The sequence below is a fragment of the Arthrobacter sp. MDT2-34-1 genome (assembly GCF_059091365.1).
Genome location: NZ_JBNHGO010000001.1, coordinates 312,070 through 336,538, shown reverse-complemented (window position 1 = coordinate 336,538; position 24,469 = coordinate 312,070). Strand labels below are relative to the sequence as shown.

Sequence of the window (24,469 nt, the reverse complement as noted above, 5' to 3'; positions counted from 1 at the left end):
CACCGCCGTCGTCAGCGGGTTAAGTCCGGGCGACACGGCCCACCCGTGGCGGCTGCCGCCGTCGTCAGCCCAGTTGGAGCGGCTAAGATCTTCTGGGCCCGCTTTTCCCTTCCGCGGGCGGAAAGCACAGCATGTCCTTCACCCAGAACGCCCTTGCCCGCTGGCAGGAGCTGCAGGCCTTGTCCGCGTCGCCGGGCCTCAAGCTCGCCGCCGCCAGCCCGTGGGTGCCCGCGCTGTTCCGGACCGCTTTCACGCGCTCCCGGCCGCAGCTGCCGCTGGAGGAGTTCCACCGCAACACCGACGCCATCCTGGCCGAGCTGCGGCGCGCCGGGGTGCCGCTGCGGGAGGATTGGTCCGCCCGCCAGTACGCCGACGACTGGGTGGCCCGCAGGTTCCTCTCCCGCCTGCGCGAGGGCGGGCGGTTCGTTTACGAGCCCACCGAAGCGACAGTGCGCTTTTTGGAGTATCTGGACGGCCTGACCGGGGCTTCCTCCTCCCTGAACAGCTCCCGCCTGGCCACGCTGCTTACCCGGGTCGAGGCCCTGGCCCATGAGACCGATCCCGACCCCGAGGCGCGCATTGCCGTGCTCCGGGCCGAAATCGCCGAACGGCAGGAAAAGATTCGCGCGCTGGAAGCAGGCGACGCGCCGGCGGCGGTGCCCGCAGCCGCGGCGGCGGAGGCAGCACGCGACATCCTGGCGCTGGCGGCCGGGTTGCCGGCCGACTTCAAGCGGATGCGCGACGGCTTGGAGCGCATGCTGCACACGCTGCGCGCCGAAATCGTCGAGTCGAATGCCACCAAGGGCATCACCATGGGCGAGGTGCTCGACGCTGACAAACGGCTGCGTGGCACCAGCGAAGGCCGGACGTACGAGAGCTTCACGGCGTTCCTGAACGACGAGGACCAGCAGCAGCGCTTCCGACAGGCCATCGCCGACGTGCTCGAGCGGGACTTCGCCGACGGCCTGGAGCCGGAGGACCGGAGGGCCCTGCAGCAGCTCATGCCCCAGTTGCGGGCGCAGGCGGCCGAGATCCACCGCATCTACGGGCGGCTCTCGGAGAGCATGCACACCTTCGTGCAGTCGGACGACTACCGCGAATCGGTCCAGCTGCGCCAGGCGATTCGGGCTGCCGAGGCCGCGATCTTCAAGTCGCGGCACAGCCTGCCGGGCCGGCGTGCGGTGGTACCGGCGCCGCAGTTGTACGGCTCCGGCTTCGAATCGGTGAGCATGATCCGGCTCTACGACCCGCAGGATCACCAGGCGCCGGCGAAGTTGCCGCCGCCGCCCGAGTTCACCGAAGCGGACATCCGCCGCGCGGTACGCACGCCGCAGGCTGACGCCGAGGTGCTCTCCCGGGCGGTGCGCACCGCCGTCGAAGCACGCGGGCCGGCGCCGTTGTCGGCGGTCTACGACCAGCTGGAACCGGAACACCGGCACCTGAACAGCCTGCGCTGGCTGCTGCACCGGGCCTTGAATACCGGCGGCGTGCTCGATCCGGACGCGACCGACAGCGTGACCCTGATCCAAATCGACGGCAGCGAACGAACCGCGGTGCTGCCCGCCGTCACTTTCACGAAAGCTGCAGACTAATGAACGAGTTGACCGAGGACGAGTTGACCGGGGTTTCCGCCCATCCGTCCGCAGGGCCCGAGGACGCGGCCGCACCGGAGGAAGCGGATCCCGCCCAGGCTGCCGGGCCGGAGGAGGCGGATCCCGCCCAGGCTGCCGGGCCGGAGGAGGCGGATTCCGCCGAGGCTGTAGAGGCGCCCGCCCGCAACGAGATTGTGGACGGGCCCGAACTCTTCGACGGCGATACCGGCAAGCTGCCCCTGAAGCTGCGCCAGGCCCTGGTCCGGCTGCTGCGCGGCCCCTACCTGCACGCCGGCTCCACGGACCGGGTCTACGACACCGTGGTGGAACACCGCCGCGTCCTCGCCTCCCGGCTCAGCGAGCTGTTCCTGCAACTGGTCATCGATGAAGACCGCAAGGTCGCCATGCTGCGGCCGGTCCCCATGGCCGAACCGCACACCAACGCCCTGCAGCGGCAACGGGAGATGACGCGTGAGGAGACGCTGCTGCTCCTGCGCATGCGGCTCATCCAGGATCGCCACGCCGGCACCGGGACGGAGCCGCTGATCAGCCGGGCGGACGTGATCGACGTGCTGCAGGACTACGTGGACCCCGAACAGCACGACGCCAAACACGTCGAGGACCTGGCCGATGCCTCCATCCGCAAGCTGTCCAACGAGCGCCGGCTGCTGGAAGCCACCGAACTTTCGGACGTGTGGGTCATTTCCCCGGCCCTGCCGCTGGCCTTGCCCTTCGAGAACATCGGCGACATTCCGGCGGTGATCGGCTCGCTGGCCGGTACTCTCCCGCCGGCCGGCGAGGCACCGGAGACCGACCAGTTGGCTGTCGACGGCGAGGAGGCCTGACATGAGCATCGAGACGATCCTGCCCCTGGACGGGCTGCTCAATCCCGGCCAGCACCGCCTCAGCCGCGTGCAGCTGGTCAATTGGGGCACCTTCGACGGCTCCCACACCATCCGCGTGGACCGCGCCGGAACGTTGCTGACCGGCGGCTCTGGGGTGGGCAAGTCCACCATCTTCGACGGCATGCTGCAGGTGCTGGACGCGCGGCCGAAGATGAACGAGGCCGCCCAAACCAGCGCCGGCAGCGCCGCCGAGGAACGGCGCACCGCGTTCAGCTACATGCGCGGACGGCTGGGCGCCACCCCGGCGGACGGCGACGGTTCCCGGAACGCCACGTTCTACCAGCGTCCCGGTGCCACCTGGTCGGCGGTCTGCCTGACCTTCGACAACGCCCTGGGGCAGACCACCAGCCTGTCCGTGCTGCTAGACCTGCCGGCCAACGGGACCGAACATAATGTGGGCCGTTTCTATGTGCTGCACAACAAGGCCCTGGACATTCCCGCCCTGGAGGCCCGCATGCTGGGCCGGTTCAGCAAGACCTCGCTGGAGGCCCTGTTGCCGGGCAGCCAGGTCTTCGATTCGCACAAGGCTTTTGCCGAGCGATTCCGGCAAGCGCTGGGCATCGACCAGGAAAAGGCCTTCGGCCTGCTGCGGACGCTGCAGACGGGCAGGGGCCTGGGCGGCACCGTGAACGACTTCTTCCGCAACCATGTGCTGGACACGCCCCGGACGCTGGCCGCCGCGGAGGAGGCCGTGGAAGACTTCAGCCACCTCAGCAGCATCAGGCGGCAGCTGGAACGCGCCCGGCAGCAGCGGGACCTGCTGGCCCCCGTGCCCCGACTGCATCGGGAGCTGCAGCAGGCGCAGGCCGGGCTGGAGCGCAACCAGGTGTTGGCGGACGAGGCCCTGCCGCTCTACCGGCGACGTTTGGCGCTGGACTGCCATAGCCGGCAGATCGACCGGCTGGAAGCGGAAGCAACGGCGGCGACGGCCGCGCTGGCAACCGCCGAAGCGGCACGCGACGGGCTCCGGGAGAAGGCGGCGTCGCTCAGGGCGCGCTACGGCAGCGAAGGAGGCTCCGCCGTCGCCACCCTGGAACGGGAGCTGGCGGCGGCCCAGGCCGAGCTGCGGGGCCGCCAGTCCGTCGAAGATGCCCTCCGGGGCGAGCTGGCGGCCGCCGGGATTGAAGCAGATTTCAGTCCCGCCGGCCTCGCTGCCGCGCGCAGCCGTGCCGCCGTGCTGGCCAAGGACCTGGCCAAGGAGGCCGAGTCGGCCCGCGAACGGAGCAACGATGCCCAGGGCGAGGCTTGGACCCTCAAGGGCCGGATCCGTGCGCTGGAGGAAGAAATCGAGTCCTTCCGGCGCCGCACCAGCAACATCCGTCCCGACAGCCTGGAGCGCCGCCGGCAGATCTGTGCCGCCACCGGCATCGCGGAAGAGGAACTTCCGTTCGCCGGCGAGCTGATCGACATGGCCGCCGCCGAGGCCCGCTGGCGCCCGGCCGCCGAACGCGCACTGCGGTCGCTGGCCGCCGCAATGCTGGTCCCGGGCGACCGGATGAAGGCCGTCACCCGCTACCTGAACGAGCACAATATCCGTGGCTTCCTGCGGATCATCGACGTCAGCGCCCCGCTGGACGGAAAGGCCGACGCCGGCGACGATGACTTGGTCACCAAACTGGTCACCAAGGACACCGCCATGGGGCACTGGGTCCGGCGCAAGATCACGGCGCACTACGACTACGTCTGCGTCGACGACCCGGACGAACTGGCACACGTCGCCCGCGGCGTCACCCTGGGCGGCGCGGTAAAGCGCAGCAGCAGCACCACGGAAAAGGACGACCGGCACACCGGGGCGTCCGATTATCTGCTCGGCTTCGACAACCAGGACAAGATTGCCGCCCTCGCCGCGCGGTTGTTGGAACTGCGCGAGACGTACGGCACTGCGGATGCCGAATCCGCCGAACGCGCCCGCGAGCAGCAGGATCTGGGCCGCCGGCTGGCCGCAGCGAAGGCCGTGGCGGCCGACACGCGCGACTGGGAGGAGGTTTCCGCCGAAGCACACGCCGCCGCCGTGGAAGCGGCGGCGGAACGCCTGGAGCAGGCCCGGGATGCCAACGCGGACCTGGAGCAGCTGCGGTTCGAGCTGGAAACGGCGGAACTGGACCTCACGGCCGCCACGGAGAAGATCGGTGTGCTCAAGGGCGACGCCGCCCGGTTGACCGCCGAACTGGACGCCGCGCGCAGTCGCCGGGACACCCTGGCCGCCACCGGTGAGACCGCCGGGCAACTGACGGACGAACTGGCCTCCGAGCTGGATGCCCTCTTTGCCCCGCACGGGGAGATCACCGACCTGGCCTTCCTGGGGGACGTCTGCACCCGGATCGAGCGCGCGCTGCTGGAATCCCGCGGCCTGCTGGAGCGGACCAGGCTGGAGGCCGGCAACCAGCTGGTGAAGATCTTCGAGTCCTACGGCAGGCAGTGGGGCTCAGACCACGGCACGTCGCTGGAGGCCGCCGCCGACTACGAGGCGCGCTACCACGACATCGTGGGCGAAGGGCTGCCGCAGCGGGAGGCGGAATTCCGCGAGTACTTCAACAACCGCACCTACGAACGCTTCAGCGACCTGCTCCAGTTGCTGGACGAAGAACGCCGCAGCATTGCGTCCCGCCTGCAGCCGCTGAACCAAATCCTACGGCGCGTGAAGTACCACGAGGACAGCCACCTGCAGATTGAGATCGCCAACGCGGTGCCGGACGCGTCGCACAAGTTCCGCACCGACCTGAAGAACGCGCTGCCGGTCATGGGCAGGCGGCAGACCGCCGAGGACATGGACGCCCGCTACCTCGCCCTGGAGCGGATTGTGGAGAGGCTGGCCTCCGAGGACGAGCGCCGCTGGCGCGCCGAGGTCCTGGACGTGCGGTCGCACGTGGACATCACCTGCACCAATCTCCTGGCGGACGGCCGCGCCTACACCAACCTGCAGGCCAGCCTGATGTCCGGCGGCGAGGGCCAGCGCTTCACCGCATTCATCATGGCGTCGGCGCTGGCCTACCAACTGGGCATCGCCGGGCAGGGCTTCAGCACCTTCGGCACGGTGATGATGGACGAGGCCTTCGTGAAATCATCGCTGGCGTTCGCCGAGGCCAGCATCAACGCTCTGCACGAATTCGGTTTCCAGCTGCTGTTGGCCGCCCCCGAGGACAAGGTGGACCTGGCCCGTTTCCTCGGTTCGGTCACCGAAGTCCTGCGCGATGAATCCGCCAACCGGTCGGGCATTCTGGAACGGGGCCACTCCCTGGCGCGGCCGGTGGACATCGTGTTGCGCTGATGGGTTGTCCCCGGCCGACCTCGATGAACGCCTCCCGTCTGGCCTCCATCAACGCACTCCCCCGGGCCGCCGGGCGTCGCGCCGCCGTATACTTTTGAGCATGCCGATCACGCACCTCAACCGTGGCCTCTACGTCCAGCAGTCCGCCGTCGAGCAATGCGGAGGCGATCTGTGAGCGGCGGTCTCGTCGCCCTGCTCGACGACGTCGCAGCCCTGGCCCGCATCGCGGCCGCCTCAGTGGACGACGTCGCGGCAGGCGCCGCCAAGGCCGGGGCCAAGGCCGCCGGCGTGGTGATCGACGACGCCGCCGTCACCCCGCAGTACGTGTCCGGGGCGGATCCTTCCCGCGAACTGCCGATGATTAAGCGCATCTTCTGGGGCTCGCTCCGGAACAAGCTGCTGATCATCCTGCCGGCGCTGCTGCTGGTCAGCGCCTTCATCCCGGGCGCGATCCCGTTCATCCTCATGTTGGGCGGCACCTACCTCTGCTACGAGGGCGCCGAGAAGGTCTGGCACAAGGTTCGCGGCCACCACGAGGCCGACAAGGCGCCGGCGGTCGAGCGGGGTCCGGAGGCGGAGTCCAAGGTCGTCAAGGGCGCCATCACCACCGACTTCATCCTGTCCTGCGAGATCATGGTGATCTCGATGAACGAGGTGGGCGACGCCTCCCTGTGGGTCCGGGCGCTCATCCTGGTTGTCGTGGCGATTGCGATCACGGTGCTCGTGTACGGCGCCGTCGGACTCATCGTCAAGATGGACGACATCGGCCTGCACCTGACCACCAAGGACTCCGCGGGCTCGCAGCGCTTCGGCGCGCTGCTCGTCAAGGGCATGCCCGCCGTGCTGGCCGCGATCACCTTCGTCGGCACGATCGCGATGCTCTGGGTCGGCGGCCACATCATGCTCCAGGGGGCATACGACCTCGGCTGGCACGCTCCCTATGACCTGGTCCACGTCCTCGAGGGCCCGTTCGCCGGGATCCCGGTGGCCGGCGGCTTCCTGGCCTGGCTCGTGAACACCCTGTGCTCGGCCGTCCTCGGACTCGCCTGGGGCCTGGTTGTCATGGCAATCCTGCACCCGCTGCTCAAGGTGCTGCCGTTCGGCAAGAAGAAGGACGGGCACGAAGAGGGCGACGCCCGCGCCGCCACAGCCGGCCATCGGCCGCCGGGACGCGATGCCGATCCCACCGCCTGACTTATCCCCGCGGGGTAACCTGTTTCCCGGCCAAATCGCAGCCCTACCCCGCGCATCGGCTCCTCCAGAAGCGGTCCCACTCATGAGAAGTGGGACCGCTTCCGCATTCAGCATTCTTGACGCTCCACCGTAAGCGGATCGCACGTGACCAGTTCAGTGTCCAGCGGTCAACTAAATACACGGGATGCACTCGGCAGGCCTGGAAGGACATCGGGATCTCGTGGAGGAATTTAGCGGCCGGGGTCAAGATCACCTGACCCGACTCGTTCCCCCAGAAGATCGGTCAGTAGGCTCAAGTCGCGGGCGCCCTGCCCATAGTCGAGCACCGTGGTTTGCAGCCGCGGCCGGCAAGATGCGTAGACTCTGGTGCCTGCGCTTGTCTCATAGTTCTTGATTTCGATGATCTCGCCCCAGCTCCAGAAATTGATCCGTGTGTGGATGATCATTCCGCCGGGGATTGCCTTGATCCGTGAGAATCTCTTATGGCTGCGCACTATAGAACGCAGTTCTTCGTGCAACGCCTCCAGCCCGATAGGCACCGTGAACTCTTTAGATGCCCTCACGCCTTCTACGAGGACTTCCTGGGACGCAGCAGTCGCCCTGGATCTCCGGCCGCGGACTGCAACTGCCGCGATCAGTACGACAGAACCCAGGAGCCACGCCGGAAGCAACCAGATCGGAAGGCCGTAGTCTCCACCCAAGAATTCCTCCTTTACCGTAGCTGCTTACGGTCTGGACTCTTTAGCCGCCAACCGCGATGGGTTAGGTAGGGCAAAGCGTAGTGTTTCCAGGGCTGTGCGGGTAGCTTGAAAGCCCATTCTCCATCTCTCCCACGGCCACTATCATGAGCCCGTGCAGACGGCTTTGATACTCATAAGCTTTGGCGTCTTGCTTGGCATGCCCACGGCCATATATGCCTACAGAAATCCGCGGCGGGAAGGTGAACCTCTAGGCTCACAGCGGACAGGACTTCTCGGCCTAAGCGCCCTTGGCATGGCCTGCCTCATTGTCGGTTCCTCTGTCCTCTTGTTAGTCCGGCGGTAGTGAAAAGTCCGACTTTCTGGTGACCTACTCGGCAAGGGACCCCTTTTTCTGTATCCCCGCGGTCTGCACAAAGCTGTCCAGCTCCCATCCGTGGCCAGGCCGTCTTCCCGGCCGGAACACGGTGCCATCGACCCGCGCTTACCCTGCGGCGGCGCCAAGCAGTCCGGCTACGGCCTGGAATTTGGCATCGAAGGCCTCAAACAGCTCGGCGCACCGCAGGTCGTTGCAGAATAGATCCATCACTATGTGGGCGGCGGCAGGGAACACGTCCTGTCGCCGCCCGTTCCATGCTGTGGCACCGACGCCCCAGCGCTGCCCCTTCGTATGCACTGTTCGCGTGGACCCAGGCATTCAATGCGTTGAGACGAAGCGCGCCGGGGCTATCCTCGCTGCCATGGGATCAGCGTGGGATCCCGGGCTGCCGGGTGTGCTGCGGCTGCCGTCTGGGAGGCTGCTGCGCGGGCGGGCGCTGCGTTTTCCGCTGCCGCCGGGTCCCGCGCCGGAATTCGCGCTGTACCTGAAGCACCGCCCGCCGGCCTCCACCCTGTGGGAGCAGCGGTGGGTGCGCTGGCGGGATCTCCGGCTGCCGGAAGACCTGTCGGACGCCGAGGCGGCCTTCCGCGAAGCCTGGCTGCGCGCCGGGGACGAACGGGTGGAGGTCGCCTGCTACGGAGGCCGGGGGCGGACCGGCACGGCGCTGGCCTGCATTGCGATTCTCGACGGCGTTCCCGCCGCCGACGCCACCGGCTATGTCCGTGAGCACTACCACCCCGGCGCCGTCGAAACCCCGTGGCAGCGACGGTTTGTGCGTCGGTTCCCCGGATACCCGTAGCAGTCCCGGTCGTGCAGGTCTTATGCCAGCACGCTGCGGTAGACGCCCAGGGTCTTGTCGGCGATGGAGTCCCAGGAGAAGTGTTCCTCCGCCCGCCGGCGGCCCGCCTCGCCCTGGCGGCGGGCGGCGGCGGGGTCATCCAGCGTCTTGTTGAGCGCGGCGGCGAAGTCGCGGACGAACTGTTCCTCGTCCAGCGGGGTTCCCGTCCCGTCGCTCGCCTGCTCCAACGGCACCAAAGTGCCGGTGACGCCGTCCTCGACCACCTCCGGAATGCCGCCGGTGGCGCTGGCCACCACCGGGGCACCGCAGGCCATGGCTTCAAGGTTCACGATGCCCAGCGGTTCGTAGATCGACGGGCACGCGAAGACGGTGGCATGGCTGAGCACCTGGATCAGTTCCGGCCGCGGAAGCATCCGCTCGATCACCACGACGCCGTCGCGCGTCCCGCGCAGCCCGGCCACCAGGGCATTCACCGCGGCCGCCAGTTCAGGGGTGTCGGCGGCTCCGGCACACAGCACCAGCTGCACTTCCGGCGGCAGCAACGACGCTGCACGCAGCAGGTACGGCACGCCCTTCTGCCGGGTAATCCGTCCCACGAAGACCACGCTGGGCCGGTCCGGGTCGATTCCCAAGGCGCGCACCGCGTCGTCGTCGTAATCCGGTTTCCATTCCTGCACGTCCACGCCGTTGTGGACCACGTGCACCCGGTCCGGATTCACGTCGGGGTAGCTGCGCAGAATGTCCCTGCGCATCCCGGCGGAAACGGCCACGACGGCGGCGGCCGCCTCGTAGGCGGTGCGCTCCGCCCAGGACGAGAGCCGATAGCCCCCACCCAACTGCTCCGCCTTCCACGGCCGCAACGGCTCCAGCGAATGCGCGCTGAGCACGTGCGGCACATCGTGCAGCAGCGACCCCAAATGCCCGGCCATATTGGCATACCAGGTGTGGGAATGAATCAGGTCCGCGCCGGCGAAGCCGTCAAGCATCTCAAGGTCGACGCCGAGGGTCTGCACCGCGGCATTGGCTTTCCGCAGTCCGGCCGGGACCCCGTAGCTGCGCACCGTCGCGCCATGGAAGTCGGACGGCCGGTCGGCCCCGAAGGCATGCACGTGCAGATCCACCCTGCCGGCCAGCACCCGGCTGAGTTCGGCCACGTGTACGCCGGCTCCGCCGTAGATTTCCGGCGGGAATTCTTTTGTCACAATGTCTACACGCACGACACCTAACGTAGTGCACGCCCGGCCCTTCCTCTACTGTGTGTTGACAAGGGGGACGTGTGTCGGTCCGGCACTGGACCGCGAATGCGATGGGATGGACGATGCCACAGAAGAAGGTTTTGGCCGTTGTGCTAGCCGGCGGCGAGGGAAAGCGCCTGATGCCGCTCACAGCCGACCGGGCCAAACCGGCCGTGCCCTTTGCGGGCAGCTACCGGCTGATCGATTTCGCGTTGTCCAACCTGGTCAATTCCGGATACCGGGAGATCGTGGTGCTGACGCAGTACAAATCGCACAGTCTGGACCGGCACATTTCCGAAACCTGGCGCATGGCCGCGCAGCTGGGCAACTACGTTGCCTCGGTACCGGCGCAGCAACGGCGGGGCAAAAGCTGGTTCCTGGGCAGCGCCAATGCCATCTACCAGTCCCTGAACCTGATCCATGACGCCCGGCCGGACATCGTGGTGGTGGTCGGCGCGGACCACGTCTACCGGATGGACTTCTCCCAGATGGTGGAGGAGCACATAGCGTCCGGTGCGGCCGCCAGCGTGGCCGCGGTGCGCCAGCCGCTCGCGCTGGCCAATCAGTTTGGCGTGATCGAGTCCGAGCCCGATGCGCCCACCAAGATCCGCGCCTTCGTGGAGAAGCCCGCGACCACTCCCGGCCTGGCGGATGACCCGGACAGTTTCCTGGCGTCCATGGGAAACTACGTCTTCAACACGGACGCCCTGCTGCAGGCCCTGGAAGCCGACGCCGAGCGCCTGGACACCAACCACGACATGGGCGGGGACATCATCCCCTATTTCGTGGAACGCGGCGAAGCAGCCGTCTACGATTTCACCGCGAATGACATTCCCGGCTCCACCGGGGCCGACCAGCAGTACTGGCGCGACGTCGGCACGCTGGATTCCTACTACGAGGCCCACATGGACCTGATCAGCCCGCTGCCCGCCTTCAACCTCTACAACCTGCGGTGGCCGATCTATACGCGCCAGTCGGTGTCTCCCCCGGCCAAGCTGGTGCGCGGAGTCAGCGGCACCGCCGGCACGGCGCACGACTCCCTCCTGTCCCAGGGCGTGGTGGTTTCGGGAGCAGAAGTCACCGAGTCGGTGCTCTCCACCGACGTCTTCGTCGCCGAAGGCGCCCAGATCCACGGGAGCGTGCTGTTGGACAAGGTGACGGTGGGTGAGGGAGCCGTGGTCCGGAGGGCGATAGTGGACAAGAACGTCCGCATCCCGGCCGGTGCCACCATCGGCGTCGATCCGGAACTGGACCGCGCGCGGGGCTTCACGGTCACCGAGTCCGGGCTGACCGTCCTGAGCAAGGACCAGAAGGTCATCCTCGGCCCCACGGCGAGCGCCGAGCACAAGGCAGCTTCTTTGTAACAGCGGGCACAAGTTCATGTCTTTGTCCCGTCGCCCACCCATTCTGGTAAAGGGAGGGTGCCGATTGCGCCGGGACCGCGGACTGCAGGCGGTACGGTAGCGAAGTGCCTCAACCTCAGTCACCGGAGTCCCGCCCCGCCCGGCCCGGTTCGCCGGCCGGGCCGCAGGATCCGGGGCCGCGCGCCACACCTTGGCTGCTCCGCTTCGGACCGGGGCTGCTCTTTGCGGCGGCCGCCGTAGTTGCCGCCCACGGACTGCACTGGCTCGCGCCGGCCGTCCCGGTGATGAGCTTCGCCGTGGTCCTGGGTATCCTGGCGGCGAACCTGCCGCCTACTGCTTCGTGGACGCGTGGAACGGCGCTTCCCGGGCTGGCCTTCTGCGGACGGACGTTGATGCGGGCTGGGATTGTGCTGCTGGGCGCCCGGCTGGCGCTCTCGGACCTGGCCGAACTGGGCTGGTTCGCCCTGGTGCTGGTGGTCCTGGTGCTGTTGCTGGCGTTCGGCGGAACCTACCTGTTGGCGCGCTGGCATCGTTTGCCCGGCGACCAGCCCGTGCTGCTGGCCGCCGGATTCTCCATCTGCGGGGCCTCGGCCATCGGCGCCGTCGCCGCGGCCCGGGGCAGCCGGAGCCAGGACACGCTGATGCCCGTCGCCCTGGTGACGCTGTGCGGCACGCTGGCCATCGGCGTCCTGCCGGCCGTCATGGCGGTCACCGGCATGACCCCGGAAGTGTTCGGCTTCTGGGCCGGGGCCTCCGTGCACGACGTCGGACAGGTGGTCGCCACCGCCCAGAGCGCCGGCACGGCGGCCCTGACCATCGCCGTCGTCGTCAAGCTCGCCCGCGTGGTGATGCTGGGACCCGTCACGGCCGCCGCGGCCTTGCACAGCCGGCGGAGGGCCAAGGCCGGAGCCGTCTACGCGGACGGGACCGCCGGGCCCGGCAAGCAGCCGCCGCTGGTGCCGCTCTTCGTGCTCGGTTTCCTCGCCCTGATGATGCTGCGCAGCGCGGGGTGGTTGCCGCAGCCGGTCCTGGACGGCATGGCGTCCGTGCAGGAACTATTGCTGGCCGCAGCACTGTTCGGGCTGGGCGCTGCCGTCCGCCTGCGGGAACTGCTCCGCTCCTCGCTGCCGGCCGTCTCCACGGCCCTGCTCTCCTGGCTGCTGATTGCCGGACTGGGGATCGGCGCCGCCTGGCTGGCGATGGGTTGACGCTGAGGCGCCGCAACCGGTCCATGGTTAAATGGGCCGGATGACGAACCAGAACCTCAGCCGCGACGAAGCGGCCCAGCGGTCAAACATCCTGCAGGTGGAGAGCTATGAGGTCTCGCTGGACCTGCGCAACGCCGAGGACCCCGACGCGCCGGGTTTCGTCTCCAGCACCGTCATCACCTTCAGTTGCAGCGAACCGGGCGCCACGGTGTTTGCCGACTTCATCCACGGCGGCGTCCACTCCGTCACGCTCAACGGCCGGCCCCTGGACCTCGACGACGTGGTGGACGGTTCCCGGATCACGCTGCCCGGCCTCGAGGCCGAGAACCAGGCCACGATCACGGGCACCGCTCTGTACAGCAGCAGCGGCGAAGGGCTCCACCGGTTCGTTGATCCGGTGGACGCGCGAACGTACCTCTACACCCAATACGAACCGGCCGACGCGCGCCGCGTCTTCGCCAATTTCGAGCAGCCGGACCTGAAGGCCAGCTTCAGCTTCCACGTCGCCGCCCCCGCCCACTGGCTGGTGGCCTCGAACGCCGCGGTGGCCGTGACCGAGCCGATGGGCTCCACGCCCGGCTACTCCGTGCGCCGCTTCGAGCCGACGCCACGCATCTCCACCTACATCACCACCGTCCTGGCCGGGCCCTACCACGCGGCCACGGACACCTGGCAGGGCACCCTGCCCGACGGCGGACAACTGAGTGTGCCGCTTGGCGCCTACTGCCGGGCCTCGCTGGCCGACTCCTTCGATCCGGAGCAGATCTTCGCCGTCACCAAGGCCGGCCTGGATTTTTTCCACGAACTCTTCGACTACCCCTACCCGTTCGGCAAGTACGAGCAGGCGTTCGTGCCCGAATACAACCTGGGCGCCATGGAGAACCCCGGCCTGGTCACCTTCACCGAGGCCTACGTGTTCTCCTCCCGGGCCACCGACGCCCAGTACCAGGCCCGCGCCAACACCATCCTGCACGAGATGGCGCACATGTGGTTCGGCGACCTGGTCACCATGAAGTGGTGGGACGACCTCTGGCTGAAGGAATCGTTCGCCGACTACATGGGGTCCCTGGCGTCCGCCGAGGCTACGCAATGGACCAACGCCTGGATCACCTTCGCCAACCGGCGCAAGGGGTGGGCGTACGTGCAGGACCAGCTGCCCACCACCCACCCCATCGTCGCCGACATCCCTGACCTGGAAGCGGCCAAGCAGAACTTCGACGGCATCACGTATGCCAAGGGCGCCTCGGTGCTCAAACAGCTGGTGGCCTATGCCGGTTTCGACTCCTTCGTCGGCGCCTCGCGCCGGTATTTCCGCGAACATGCCTACGGCAATACCTCGCTGGCCGATTTCCTCACCGCTCTCAGCGCGGCTTCCGGCCGGGACATGGAGCAGTGGGCGCGGCAGTGGCTGCAGACCGCCGGCATCTCCACCCTGGGCGTGGACCTCGAGTACGACGGCGGTGCGATCGCCTCCGCGGCCGTCGTCCAGGAGGCGGTGGATCCGGTGACGCAGGAGCCGTCCTTCCGGCCGCACCGGTTGCGGCTGGGCCTGTACAACCCGGACGCCTCCGGCCGGTTGGTCCGCACGGACCAGCTGGAGCTGGACGTGGCGGGCCCGCGGACCGAGGTTCCGGAACTGGCGGGCCGCGAGGTTCCCGCCCTGCTGCTGCTCAACGACGAGGACTTGAGCTACGCCAAGGTCGTCTTCGACGCCCGCTCCCTGGAGACGGTGCTTTCCGGCCTGGACAAGGTCACCGATCCGCTGGCTCGCGCCCTGTGCTGGTCGACCCTGTGGGACATGGCCCGCGACGGGCGCCTCCCCGCCGCCGACTACGTGGAGGCTGTGCAGCGGTTCGCGCCGGCAGAAACCGAGAACAGCGTGCTGCAGGTGGTCCTGGACTGCGCCAAGACGGCGATGGACCGCTACGCGCCGGCGGAACTCCGGACAGGCCTGCGGGAAGCCTTTCTGGCCGCCGCCCGCCGGGAGGCGGAAGCGGCGGAGCCGGGCAGCGACCGGCAGCTGACCTGGGCGCGGTCGCTGGCGGCGGTCGCGCGCGCCGATGACGGCCAGGCGCCTTTCCTGCGCGGCCTGCTGGACAAGACCACGGTGCTGGAGGGGCTGAAGCTGGACACCGATTTACGCTGGCGTTTCTGGCAGGCGCTGGCGGCCACCGGCCACGCCTCGGCGGCGGAGCTGGATGCGGCCCTGGAAGCCGACCGCAACGCGGCGGCTCGTGCCGGCCACCTGGCCGCGATGACGGCACGGCCCGTTCCGGAGGTGAAGGCCGAGGCCTGGCACACCGCGGTGCATACCGATTCGCTGTCCAACGAGCTGCTGGACGCCACCATCGATGGTTTCTGCCAGGGCCCGCCCGGGCTTCACGCCGGGTATGTGGAACCGTACTTTGAGGAACTCGATCGAATCTGGTCGGTGAAGAGCATCGAGATAGCGGGCAGGCTGGTTCGGGGGCTCTACCCCATCACACAGGACCTGGTCTCCGGACAGGCACCTGCTGAACACCCCGTCGTCGTACGCACCGATGTCTGGCTCGACAGCCACGCCGGGGTGCCGGCCGCGCTGCGCCGCATCGTCATTGAACAGCGCGACCATCTGCTCCGGGCACTGCGCGCGCAGCAGGCCGGCGCCCGGGGCTGAGCGCAGGGCGGCCGAGCGGACGACGGCTGCGGACGGCGGGCGAGCGGCTGCAGGTGTATCGGCGGCCTTTGGCGCGCCGGTAGCCGCTGCACGGTTCCCTGCGCAGCCTCCGTGGAATAGGCTGTCGTCTTCCAGGGACCCGGCCCCTTGGACGCCGGGGTTCAGGAGCAGGAGGATTCGTGCCGAGACTGCGAGTGCACAATTTTTCCGTATCGCTCGACGGCTACGCAGCCGGCCCGAACCAGAGCGTTGAGGACCCGTTGGGAGTGGGCGGCGAACAGCTGCACGAGTGGGTGTTCCGGACCGCGGCCGGCAAGCGGATGGGCGGCGAGGGCGGGGGTTCCACCGGGCTGGACAACGACTTTGTCGAGGCCGGGCAGGAGGGCATCGGGGCCACCATCATGGGCCGGAACATGTTCGGGCCGGTGCGCGGTGAGTGGCCCTCCGTGGAGTGGCGGGGCTGGTGGGGCGAAGACCCGCCGTTCCATCATCCGGTCTTCGTGCTGACGAACTACCCGCGGCCGCCCATCACCATGGCCGGCGGAACCGTCTTCCACTTTGTCGACGACGGGATCGAGTCCGCCCTGCACCAGGCCTTCGACTCCGCCGCCGGGCAGGACGTCCGGCTCGGCGGCGGCGCATCTGCAGTCCGTCAATACGTGCGAGCGCGGCTCGTGGACGAACTGCACCTGGCCATGGTGCCCGTTCTGCTCGGCTCCGGCGAGCGCGTGTTCGAGGATCTGGACGCCGCGGCTCTCGGCTACGAATGCGTCGAATTCGCCGCCTCGCCGGCCGCGGCTCACGCCCGCCTGGTCAGGAGCAGGGACCGGTAGCCCGGCCGCTTTGGCTACCGCCGCTCACGCTACGGTACGCGGTGCAGCCATTCTTCCGTGCCGAACTTGGTCTCCACGAGTTCCCGGGCCATGGCCAGCTCTTCCTCGGAAAAACCGCTGTCCTCGGCGGCATAGCGGTCCTTGAAGGTTCGGATCATCACGTCGATGATTTCCTCGCGGGTCAGGCCGGTCTGCCGGCGCAGCGGATCCACCCGCTTCTTGGCGCTGGCGATGCCCTTGTCGGAAATTTTTTCCTTGCCGATCCGAAGGACATCGGTCATCTTGTCCGCGTCGATGTCGTAGGACATGGTCACGTGGTGCAGCATCCCGCCATTGGCCAACCGCTTCTGCGCCGCGCCGCCGATCTTGCCCTCCGGCGTGGCGATGTCGTTGAGCGGCTGGTAGAACGCCTTGATGCCCACCTTCTCCAGCGACGCCATGACCCAGGCGTCGAGGTACGCGTAGGACGCTTCAAAGCTCTGCCCGTCCACCAGCGTCTGCGGCAGGTACAGCGAGTAGGTAATCGCGTTACCGCGTTCCATGAACATGGCGCCGCCGCCGCTGATCCGGCGCACCACGGTGATGCCGTGGCGTTCCACCCCGTCCGGGTCCACTTCGTTGCGGACCGATTGGAAGCTGCCGATCACCACCGACGGCGCCTCCCATTCCCAGAACCTCAGCGTCGGCGGGCGCTTCCCGGCCCCCACCTGGCGGGTCAGGACCTCGTCCATCGCGACGTGCAGGTGCGTCGGCAGCGGGGTGGGTGGAATAACCTGCCAGTGATGGTCAAGCCAACCGGTGGCCTTGTTGAGCGCGCGGCGCACGGCCACGGCAACCGCATCGGCCGAGAAGCCAAACATTTGCGCGTCCGGCCGCAGCGCGGCGTTAATCGCGCTGGCATAGTGGCCGTGGGGGCTTTCGATGCTCATCCCGTCAAGCGCTGCGTTGATGTCCGCCAGTGCTTCATCCGGTTCCAAAAAGAAGTCGCCGCTGACGGACGGCCGGGTGATCTGTCCGTCCGCCACCTCGAAGTCCACGACCACGAGCTTGCCGCCCTGGACCTTGTACTCTCCATGGCGGTGGTCGGTCATGTGCGCTCCTTGGCAGTCTTCGGGCTATCGTGGCGGGGACGGTACCGGCAGCCAGGCGGCTGCGGTCGACGGTTTTCCCAGTCTAATCAAGGCCCGCGGACAGCCCGTCCGCGCGGGACTCAGGTTCCTCCCAGCTGCTGCCGGGGCTGTGCCCAGAACCCCCTCGTAGTGTCATAGACACCTCATCACGGTGCGAGTGAAAGAGGGGCCGGACGTGCCCGGTCCAAGCGCCGGCGGGTATTGGAGTAACTCCCCCAACCTCTCCACTACCCGCCGGCGCTTTTTCATGCCTTCTTCCCGTCGCCCGTATCGGCAAGCTTCAGCCCGATCACGCAGCCGATGATCCCGGCAACGAAGAGCAGTTTGAGCACGCTCGCGGGTTCTCCGCCGAACAGCATGGCGTAGCCGACGGTCAATGCTGCCCCGGCGCCGGTCCACACTGCATACGCCGTACCAATGGGGATGCCGCGCATGGCATAGCCCAGACCCACCATGCTCAGGGTCAGGGCCACGAAGAACACCACGGCGGGCCCCGTGCGGCTCAGTCCGTCCGACATCCCCAGCGCTGTTGCCCACACGGCTTCCAGGACGGCACTGATCAACAAAACAGTCCAATGCATGCCAGCCCCCTTAACCGATCGCCTTGAGGCCGACGACGCAGCCGATGATGCCCAGCAGCAGGAGTACGCGTATCAAGGTCGCCTTCTCGGCGCCGGTGACCATGGCAACCGCCGCGGTCAGCACCGCACCGATGCCGACCCAGACCGCATAGGCGGTCCCCACCGGTATGGCAGTCATGGCGTAGGCCAGGCCGGCCATGCTCAGGGCCATGGATACTACGAAAATGACGGTGGGCCAGAGCCGGCGGAAATTCTTTGATGCGCCCAGCGCCGTGGCCCAGACGGCTTCCAGGACGCCGGACAGAACAAGTATCAGCCATTCCATGTGTGATTCCTTTGGCCAGTCTTGTCGCACACCGGGTACTGAACCGTCGTCCGGAGACCCAAGGAACAGGTCTTGGACTTGAAAATAGCAAAGTACGACGCCGGTGCGCAGCTTTGGTGGCCAACCTCACCAGCCTGTGGCCTGGCCCCGGTCGTTGATGGCCCTCTAATCGTTTGTTGCTTTCCTGCGTTTCGCCAGGTGCCACGCAGCTCGAAGGGCCGATACAACTGCCATCACGAAGCCGAGCGCGCCTAGCCCGAGGAAAACCAGAACGAAACCGATCCTGAGAGGGGCAGGAGCCAGTCCTTGATCGGCCTCGCTGATTCCCCCGAAACCAATCCACGTAAACAAGGCCAACACGAGGCCAAGGAACACCATGGAGATGCCGGATGCGAAGGCTGCCGCAACGGGGATTTTTTTCATGAACTGCCCGCCCCTTTCGCTGCGTTTTAGGTGCATGCTGCGGACTCCTTGGGACATTGAACGGACGGCCACTCCTCGAACTATCGAATGATACGTCCTGTGGGGATACCCTGATCAGAAAAGCCTGGGCGCTGGAAGGCCGAAATTGGAAGAGGGCAATGCGTAGAACATTCAAGATCGCGGTTGCCTTAGTAATCGGCATGATCCTGGTCAGCGCCGGGTTATTCTTCATTGGATATCCGAAATGGGGAGGATATGCCATCGAGGGTTTGATGCTCATCGCCGTGGTGGTATTTGTAGCCCGGCTTGCGCTTGGAGGTAAAAAGAGCATGTCTCAACCGATGGCGGAGCCCGGAGAGACGCTCAACGATCTATACCTGGGCGCCACCTACACAGGCCCAAGACTCCTCGCCCCTCCCCGAGGAACGCCTGCAGAGTTGGTCATCGATGATGATGAGCGGTTGCAGTTCCTTGAGGCTGTCAAGAACGCAGACGAACGCTCACCACGTGACGTCCCTGGGGAACCGCACCGCCCCTAGGCTTTCCCGCAGCGCGTTCCCGGGAATTCCAATAACCAGCGCTCAGCCAAGCGAAACCACTTTCCTACTCGCCCTGCCTCGTTTTATCGATAGTTGGATTTGGGCCTGCATCACTCCACCATTCCGTCTGCGTAGTCGATGAGCTCCGGATCTTCGACGTGGGAAACGAAGGCCTGCCGCACAAAGGCAGGCCTTTTGTATGGCAGGATAATTCCCAGGCAATCGCACTGAATCCGTGCGTGACTGTTGCCGGACATATTTGGGGGAATACTTGCGCAAGACTCCGGGCCGAATGCTGGCCTCCATCCTTACCGCCGGAGCCCTGCTGCTTGGCGGGTTCACGTCCGCAGCCCCGGCTGAGGCCCTCGGGCCGAAAGCCACGGGGCCGAACGCCTCCTCGGTGCTGAACACCCTGCCGGTCAAGGGCAAGGCCGCCAAGACCGGCTATTCCCGGGACAAGTTCGGACCCTCATGGAAGGACACCGATCGCAACGGCTGTGATACCCGGAACGATATCCTCAAGCGCGACCTCACCAGGGACAGGTTTAAGCCCGGCACGAATAACTGCGTCATCGCTTCCGGGACCCTGAAGGATCCCTACACCGGCAAGACCATCAGCTACGTCCGCGGCGGCAACAAGGTCGACATCGACCACGTCGTGGCTCTGGGCCAGGCCTGGGTGTCCGGTGCCCAGAAGCTCTCCAGCGCCCAGCGCACCGCGCTGGCCAACGACCCGCTGAACCTGCTGGCCGTGGATTCCTCCGCGAATCGGGCCAAGGGCGACCGCGAGGCCAGTGCGTGGCTGCCCAAGAACAAGTCCTTCCGTTGTCCCCTCGTCGCCACCCAAATCGCGGTCAAGAAGAAGTACGCCCTGTCGGTCACTCCCGCAGAGAAGGCCGCTATGAAGCGGGTCCTCACCTCCTGCCCCGGGCAGAAGACGGTGAAGGTCACCGCCATCAAGCCGGCCAGCAAGGCAACGCCGACGAAGGCCGCCAAGCCCTCCACTGCATTGGAGGTCTCCCCCGGTGCTTTCTGCGCCTCGTCTATGAAGGGCAAGCGGGGCATCGGCAAGACCAATGGCAAGACCTACACCTGCAAGGCGTCCTCCACGGACAGCCGCCTCCGGTGGCGGGCCTGAACGGGGTTCAGGAGGAAAGGAAGCGCACGACGCGTGCGGGTGAACCTACAACGATGGAATTTTTGGGCACGTCCTTCGTAACTACGGAGGCAGCCGCCACGACAGCATTTTCGCCAATGGTCACGCCGGGCAGGATGGTGGCGTTCGATCCGATCCAGACATTGCGGTTGATGACGATGGGAGCCGGGTGCATGTCCCCGCGGCGGCTCGGCGCAAGGTCGTGGTTGAGTGTGGCCAAAACGGAGTTGTGCCCGATAAGACAGTCGTCACCAATCACCACGCCGCCCTGGTCCTGAAATTTGCAGCCTGAGTTGATGAAAATCCTCTTCCCGAGCGTGATGTTCTTCCCAAAGTCGGCGTAGAAAGGCGGGAAAACCGTCACGGATTCGTCAATCGGCTTGCCGGTCAGCTGAGTCAACAGCTCCCTCACCCGCGCAGGTTCCTGGTAGGCGCCATTAAGCTCGCCGGTAATACGCAGCGCATCCTGGCTGACCCGGTGCATGACGGCATGGAACGGCGAGCCCCCCGTGATGGTTTGGCGGGCGTTCAGGGCTTCAAGGAGATCTTCGAGTTCCATGGTGTCCTTCATGTTCATCCCGGAAGAGCTCGCCCAGACGTGGCCATGCATCCAGCGTATGTTGCAGCCGGCAGATGGCGACACCTCTCGGGGCATTACAATCCCCGGATTCGAAGGAACGCCGCGGCCTACAGCAGATCACTCGCCAGAGTCGTGTGCACATGCCGCTGTTGGTGGTGCTAACGAACCACCCACACATTGCGGCGAAAGCTGCCAACCATACGCCCATACCGTCCTAACGGGTGCGGTTATTGACTCTGTCCCTGTACCGTCCCGACCTGTTTCGGGGCCTACAGGCACAGCTCTGCCCTCCACCTCCCGAGCCTTCTAATGCGGTGTCCGATTCTCCAGAAACGTTCCTAAGCCCAGGCGCTCATGGAGAGACAGACAAACCCTACGGGCAGTACCCCAGACAGGGGACCACGACGGCAGGGGCTGGCAAATGCGTAGATGATTTTGGAAGGTTGTTCCGCTGGCGCTGCGCAACCCCAGCAGAAGTTAGAGGCCGAGGACAAGCGGGTTCCCGGCGGAGCCGCTTAGTTGATGTGCGGGGTGATGAGAGGCATGACATAGAGGGGTAGGACAAGGTTCACCAGGAGGCCGACGAAGCCGGTGGCGCCGATGCCGACAGCGGCACCCGACAGTGCCGGCCCGTTGCGCTGCCGCAAGCACATGGCCCGATGATGACCGCCGCAAGATCCAGGGCAATAACGACGCCCAAGCCGATGTACATCACGGTGAAGATGTTGTCGTAGTCCTCATGGTCGAGAGCCTATGCTGCCGGGCCTGCAGCCGTTGGAGGATGGCGTCACAGGCTCGACCCGCGTGGCACAAGTCGCCCCTACTCGGGGGCGCTGCGCTAGGCATCACATGGCTTAGCCATGGCCACTCCGCTGGAGCTATGCGGCCAAACCATGCATGCTGTGCGTCCGACCGGACCACCTCATGCCAATGACACTGTTGAGCGAACACTCGGAAGGAACGCGACGGACGACATCGCCCGAGTGCTCTTGCTAATTCCTGAGATGCCGATGAACATCACTGCGTGGGCTGTGCTGAAGGGCCTCCCAATCGGCCAGACGCAGTCAGTGAAGCCGTTCGGGGTCAGGCTCGATGGCCAGCCCGTGCACCGGTATCCCGGAACAACTTCCTACCCTTCGGCTGTGAGGCTGGCGCGAGCTTGAAGCCCTGTCCTAGCGAAGCTGTAGCTCGCACTCCCTGCCCGTCGGTATTCCGTCCAAGGTGAACCGTATCCTGAGGCTTCGTGCTGCTTCCGGGGGGTTGGGGAGATAAACCCAGGAGGCATCCCATTCGGTTCCGTCCCCGGCCACCTGCCCCTGTACGCACCGATACTCGGTGCCGCGGCCGTCATCCAAGAGCGCATTCACCCGTTCCAAGACCGGTACTCCAGGCATTGTGGGAGAAGGGCCCGCAGCTTCCATGCCCTGAGCCTTCATTCGCCTGATCCACGCGTCCCGTGTGTCTAGGAAGAGCACATCACGCCGCTGTGTCTCTTCGCCCCGGACGCCCGCCAGCCTGAGCCGTATACCCTTGCCACCCTCCGGGTGCTGAGGGCCGGGTGGCACATCGGTGTCGAGTTCGATGCCTCCAAAGCGCACATCAATACCGTCGCTGGTGGCAATGACGAGGTCGGCTGGGGCAAACACGATCGATGTCATAGCCCCCAGCATAGGAAAGTTCCCCCACGCGACGTATGGCCAGTGCAGAGGACCGACGAACTCCCTCTGACCGCCCCAGCGCAAACACCAAACTTTTGGAGCCACCGTCTGGGTGTTGGCCTATCCGGGCAAGAGTCGATTCCGATGTCTCCGGGCAAGAGTCGATTCCGATGTCGAGCATGCGACCAGGGCCTATCACCGGTGCGAGCATCCAGAGACTCTGGCTAGCCGCGCCGCCGTCTGAAATTAACCCGCACGGCCTCTCCAGGTGCGACGATGATCGAATGCAGAACAGGGCCGACTTGCTCCTTGAGGGACCGCGCGGGCGACGCCTATGCCTCGAGCTGGCGAAGGCGCTCAGCCCGGACGTCAGAACGGCCGCATCCAGGCTGGCATACGAACTCGATTCTGGAAGGGGCTCCTCAACAGTCCTGCTGACCGCCGGTCAAGGTGTTGCTCTCCCTCCTGCATCACCGAAAGAGTTTGCGGCAGCGATTGCTTCCCTGGATCCGGGTGCCCTGAAGGGTGTACTCATTCAATCGGCGCTGCAACTAGCCGTGGCGTCGGCCAGGTACTGGCAGGAGCCGGAGGGTGAAGACGTGCTCGCCGGGCAGCCCGACGTCGTCGGCGCCCTCTACCCCGTGGCCGAACAGGTCATGGATTCGTCGACGGGGCGGCAATGGGGTCTGCCTCGCCGGATCGAGCAGTGGGCAATTGACTGGCGATCGGCGGAGGATCCGTCGCCGCTGCCCAAAGACCCCCAGCGAACCTTGGCTGAGTGGGGACGTGGAGAGCGAGCCGAAGAAGCTCGGGCTGCGAAAGACCGGCCCGATGACCCCGGGGCACCTTGGTCCGGCACGTGGTGGTCTATCCCGCAGGGGTTGCTCCAGACCGTCGGGCAGATTCCGTCAGGGTTGGACCTCGTCGAAGACAGCCTTGGCGGGGAAGATGCCACCACCATCCCGGTCCGTGGAGTGGGGCGAACCTATGAGATCCGCACGGGGGATGACTGGATCCGCCTGTGCCGCGCCTTCCCCCTGGAGGTTACCGCCTCCCGCCGGCACGACTGGTACCGCACTACCGGACGGACCGGCCGATGGGTGATTCCCGACTGGGCACAAGTTGCGCAGGAATGGGATGCCGTCCACCTGACTGTTGTCGCATATCTCAACGGCGCCACGCGCCCGCTCCGGATTGATTCAGCCACGGCAAGTGTCGTCGCCGGGTGGAACCCCGATACCACGATCTGGCTCACCGACGTCGCACGCGAATGGGAAGGGCCCCGGCAAACGTGGCATCGTACGCCGCAGGGCGGCTGCTGGTCTCCGGGGTCACCGCAGACCGAGCCATGAACCAGCTGGCGCAGCACGGACTGAGCTGCGCCTCTTTGGTCACGCGATCAGCTCCCGCCCGGCAACCTACCCGTCGGCGGCGCAGAACAGCTGCAGTTCGGCTTCTCCGTCGCGGATGTAGTGCAGACCTGTGAACCCGTGTCCCCCGGCGAAGCGGGACTGTAGGGAGGCGCCGTCCTCCAGCTGGTACAGCATGATCGCCAGCGCTTTGCCGGCCTCGTCGGTGATGGCCAGCGAGACTGCGCGTCCGTCCGGGGCCTCCCCTGTGTAGCTTCCGGACAGCCGGAACGAGCCGGCCGTCAGCTCCTGCCGGTCCCCCGTCGTGCCGTCGACCCTGGGCAGGACCAACTGGCCGGCCTCCTGTCCGAGGCTGTTGCCATAGTCCGGACGGTACTGCGTGGTGCAGGTGATCTCGGGTGGCAACTGCTGGGGCCCCGCTGCACATCCCGTGAGCAGCAGGGCGGAAACGGCCAGCGCGGTCGGAGCCCATGCCGCCCCAGAGCGCCCATGGTCGCGCCGCCGCCCCGGGCGGACCACTTCATGGTGTGGTGTTGATGCCATGCGAGCAGCCTAACCTCGCGGCCGGCTCGGGAA

At 66.6% G+C, this 24,469-nt stretch carries 22 protein-coding genes, 1 pseudogene and 1 riboswitch; of the genes and pseudogenes, 13 read left to right on the top strand and 10 right to left on the bottom strand.

Annotated features, from left to right (window positions below; all coding sequences use genetic code 11):
• Positions 1-131: 131 nt before the first annotated feature.
• From AC5RVV_RS01565 to AC5RVV_RS01550, 4 genes are all read left to right on the top strand, one after another.
• A complete protein-coding gene (locus AC5RVV_RS01565) occupies positions 132-1,592 on the top strand; it encodes a DUF3375 domain-containing protein (protein ID WP_493999691.1) in 1,461 nt (486 codons plus the stop codon).
• Positions 1,592-2,437: a DUF4194 domain-containing protein gene (locus tag AC5RVV_RS01560; protein ID WP_493999690.1), complete on the top strand. Its 846-nt coding sequence runs from the start codon at positions 1,592-1,594 to the stop codon at positions 2,435-2,437. Before AC5RVV_RS01565 ends, AC5RVV_RS01560 begins: the two co-directional genes overlap by 1 nt.
• A gap of 1 nt (position 2,438) precedes the next feature.
• The gene (locus AC5RVV_RS01555; protein ID WP_493999689.1) at positions 2,439-5,765 is read left to right on the top strand and encodes an ATP-binding protein; all 3,327 of its coding nucleotides are present in this window, start codon (positions 2,439-2,441) and stop codon (positions 5,763-5,765) included.
• A 171-nt stretch (positions 5,766-5,936) separates the two neighbouring features.
• Positions 5,937-6,959: a DUF808 domain-containing protein gene (locus AC5RVV_RS01550; protein WP_493999688.1), complete on the top strand. Its 1,023-nt coding sequence runs from the start codon at positions 5,937-5,939 to the stop codon at positions 6,957-6,959.
• 230 nt (positions 6,960-7,189) lie between these two features.
• On the opposite strand, the gene AC5RVV_RS01545 is transcribed toward AC5RVV_RS01550, so the two are convergent.
• On the bottom strand, positions 7,190-7,660 hold the full coding sequence (locus AC5RVV_RS01545) for a hypothetical protein (RefSeq protein ID WP_493999687.1): 471 nt from the start codon (positions 7,658-7,660) through the stop codon (positions 7,190-7,192).
• A gap of 457 nt (positions 7,661-8,117) precedes the next feature.
• Here AC5RVV_RS01545 and AC5RVV_RS01540 point away from each other — a divergent pair.
• Together AC5RVV_RS01540 and AC5RVV_RS01535 are read left to right on the top strand one after the other, a co-directional pair.
• A pseudogene (locus tag AC5RVV_RS01540) lies at positions 8,118-8,237 on the top strand (aldehyde dehydrogenase family protein); the annotation flags it as partial.
• Between the two features lie 160 nt (positions 8,238-8,397).
• On the top strand, positions 8,398-8,835 hold the full coding sequence (locus tag AC5RVV_RS01535; RefSeq protein WP_493999686.1) for a protein-tyrosine phosphatase family protein: 438 nt from the start codon (positions 8,398-8,400) through the stop codon (positions 8,833-8,835).
• A gap of 20 nt (positions 8,836-8,855) precedes the next feature.
• Here the strand turns inward: AC5RVV_RS01535 and glgA are convergent, their stop codons facing one another.
• On the bottom strand, positions 8,856-10,052 hold the full coding sequence (gene glgA, locus AC5RVV_RS01530; protein ID WP_493999685.1) for a glycogen synthase: 1,197 nt from the start codon (positions 10,050-10,052) through the stop codon (positions 8,856-8,858).
• A gap of 89 nt (positions 10,053-10,141) precedes the next feature.
• On the opposite strand from glgA, the gene glgC reads away from it, so the two are divergent.
• From glgC to AC5RVV_RS01510, 4 genes are all read left to right on the top strand, one after another.
• Positions 10,142-11,434, top strand: coding sequence for a glucose-1-phosphate adenylyltransferase (glgC, locus tag AC5RVV_RS01525; RefSeq protein WP_493999684.1), 1,293 nt, complete (start codon positions 10,142-10,144; stop codon positions 11,432-11,434).
• Positions 11,435-11,538: 104 nt separating this feature from the next.
• Positions 11,539-12,642, top strand: coding sequence for a YeiH family protein (locus AC5RVV_RS01520; protein ID WP_493999683.1), 1,104 nt, complete (start codon positions 11,539-11,541; stop codon positions 12,640-12,642).
• 40 nt (positions 12,643-12,682) lie between these two features.
• Positions 12,683-15,298 (top strand): aminopeptidase N, encoded by a 2,616-nt coding sequence (gene pepN / locus AC5RVV_RS01515; RefSeq protein WP_493999682.1) that lies wholly within the window; start codon positions 12,683-12,685, stop codon positions 15,296-15,298.
• Between the two features lie 179 nt (positions 15,299-15,477).
• Entirely contained in the window at positions 15,478-16,131 is a 654-nt protein-coding gene (locus AC5RVV_RS01510) for a dihydrofolate reductase family protein (RefSeq protein WP_493999681.1), read from the top strand.
• A 29-nt stretch (positions 16,132-16,160) separates the two neighbouring features.
• On the opposite strand, the gene lplAB is transcribed toward AC5RVV_RS01510, so the two are convergent.
• The 4 genes from lplAB to AC5RVV_RS01490 all read right to left on the bottom strand — a co-directional run bounded on the left by lplAB (position 16,161) and on the right by AC5RVV_RS01490 (position 18,626).
• Positions 16,161-17,222, bottom strand: a complete 1,062-nt coding sequence (lplAB, locus tag AC5RVV_RS01505; RefSeq protein WP_493999680.1) for a lipoate-protein ligase LplAB — start codon at positions 17,220-17,222, stop codon at positions 16,161-16,163.
• A gap of 284 nt (positions 17,223-17,506) precedes the next feature.
• On the bottom strand, positions 17,507-17,842 hold the full coding sequence (locus AC5RVV_RS01500; protein WP_493999679.1) for a DMT family transporter: 336 nt from the start codon (positions 17,840-17,842) through the stop codon (positions 17,507-17,509).
• A gap of 10 nt (positions 17,843-17,852) precedes the next feature.
• Positions 17,853-18,167, bottom strand: coding sequence for a DMT family transporter (locus tag AC5RVV_RS01495; protein ID WP_493999678.1), 315 nt, complete (start codon positions 18,165-18,167; stop codon positions 17,853-17,855).
• 10 nt (positions 18,168-18,177) lie between these two features.
• A riboswitch (guanidine-III (ykkC-III) riboswitch) is annotated at positions 18,178-18,243 on the bottom strand.
• Positions 18,244-18,332: 89 nt separating this feature from the next.
• The gene (locus tag AC5RVV_RS01490; protein WP_493999677.1) at positions 18,333-18,626 is read right to left on the bottom strand and encodes a hypothetical protein; all 294 of its coding nucleotides are present in this window, start codon (positions 18,624-18,626) and stop codon (positions 18,333-18,335) included.
• 122 nt (positions 18,627-18,748) lie between these two features.
• Between AC5RVV_RS01490 and AC5RVV_RS01485 the strand changes: the two genes are divergently transcribed.
• Both AC5RVV_RS01485 and AC5RVV_RS01480 read left to right on the top strand, forming a co-directional pair.
• Complete coding sequence (locus AC5RVV_RS01485; RefSeq protein WP_493999676.1) at positions 18,749-19,129, top strand: hypothetical protein; 381 nt, start codon at positions 18,749-18,751, stop codon at positions 19,127-19,129.
• Positions 19,130-19,421: 292 nt separating this feature from the next.
• Positions 19,422-20,267: an HNH endonuclease family protein gene (locus AC5RVV_RS01480; RefSeq protein ID WP_493999675.1), complete on the top strand. Its 846-nt coding sequence runs from the start codon at positions 19,422-19,424 to the stop codon at positions 20,265-20,267.
• Positions 20,268-20,274: 7 nt separating this feature from the next.
• Here the strand turns inward: AC5RVV_RS01480 and AC5RVV_RS01475 are convergent, their stop codons facing one another.
• From AC5RVV_RS01475 to AC5RVV_RS01465, 3 genes are all read right to left on the bottom strand, one after another.
• The gene (locus tag AC5RVV_RS01475) at positions 20,275-20,844 is read right to left on the bottom strand and encodes a DapH/DapD/GlmU-related protein (protein WP_493999674.1); all 570 of its coding nucleotides are present in this window, start codon (positions 20,842-20,844) and stop codon (positions 20,275-20,277) included.
• A 536-nt stretch (positions 20,845-21,380) separates the two neighbouring features.
• On the bottom strand, positions 21,381-21,518 hold the full coding sequence (locus AC5RVV_RS01470; RefSeq protein WP_493999673.1) for a hypothetical protein: 138 nt from the start codon (positions 21,516-21,518) through the stop codon (positions 21,381-21,383).
• Between the two features lie 519 nt (positions 21,519-22,037).
• Entirely contained in the window at positions 22,038-22,523 is a 486-nt protein-coding gene (locus tag AC5RVV_RS01465) for a hypothetical protein (protein WP_493999672.1), read from the bottom strand.
• Positions 22,524-23,080: 557 nt separating this feature from the next.
• Between AC5RVV_RS01465 and AC5RVV_RS01460 the strand changes: the two genes are divergently transcribed.
• Entirely contained in the window at positions 23,081-23,875 is a 795-nt protein-coding gene (locus tag AC5RVV_RS01460; RefSeq protein ID WP_493999671.1) for a hypothetical protein, read from the top strand.
• Between the two features lie 66 nt (positions 23,876-23,941).
• Here the strand turns inward: AC5RVV_RS01460 and AC5RVV_RS01455 are convergent, their stop codons facing one another.
• The gene (locus tag AC5RVV_RS01455; RefSeq protein ID WP_493999670.1) at positions 23,942-24,436 is read right to left on the bottom strand and encodes a hypothetical protein; all 495 of its coding nucleotides are present in this window, start codon (positions 24,434-24,436) and stop codon (positions 23,942-23,944) included.
• Between the last annotated feature and the right edge of the window lie 33 nt (positions 24,437-24,469).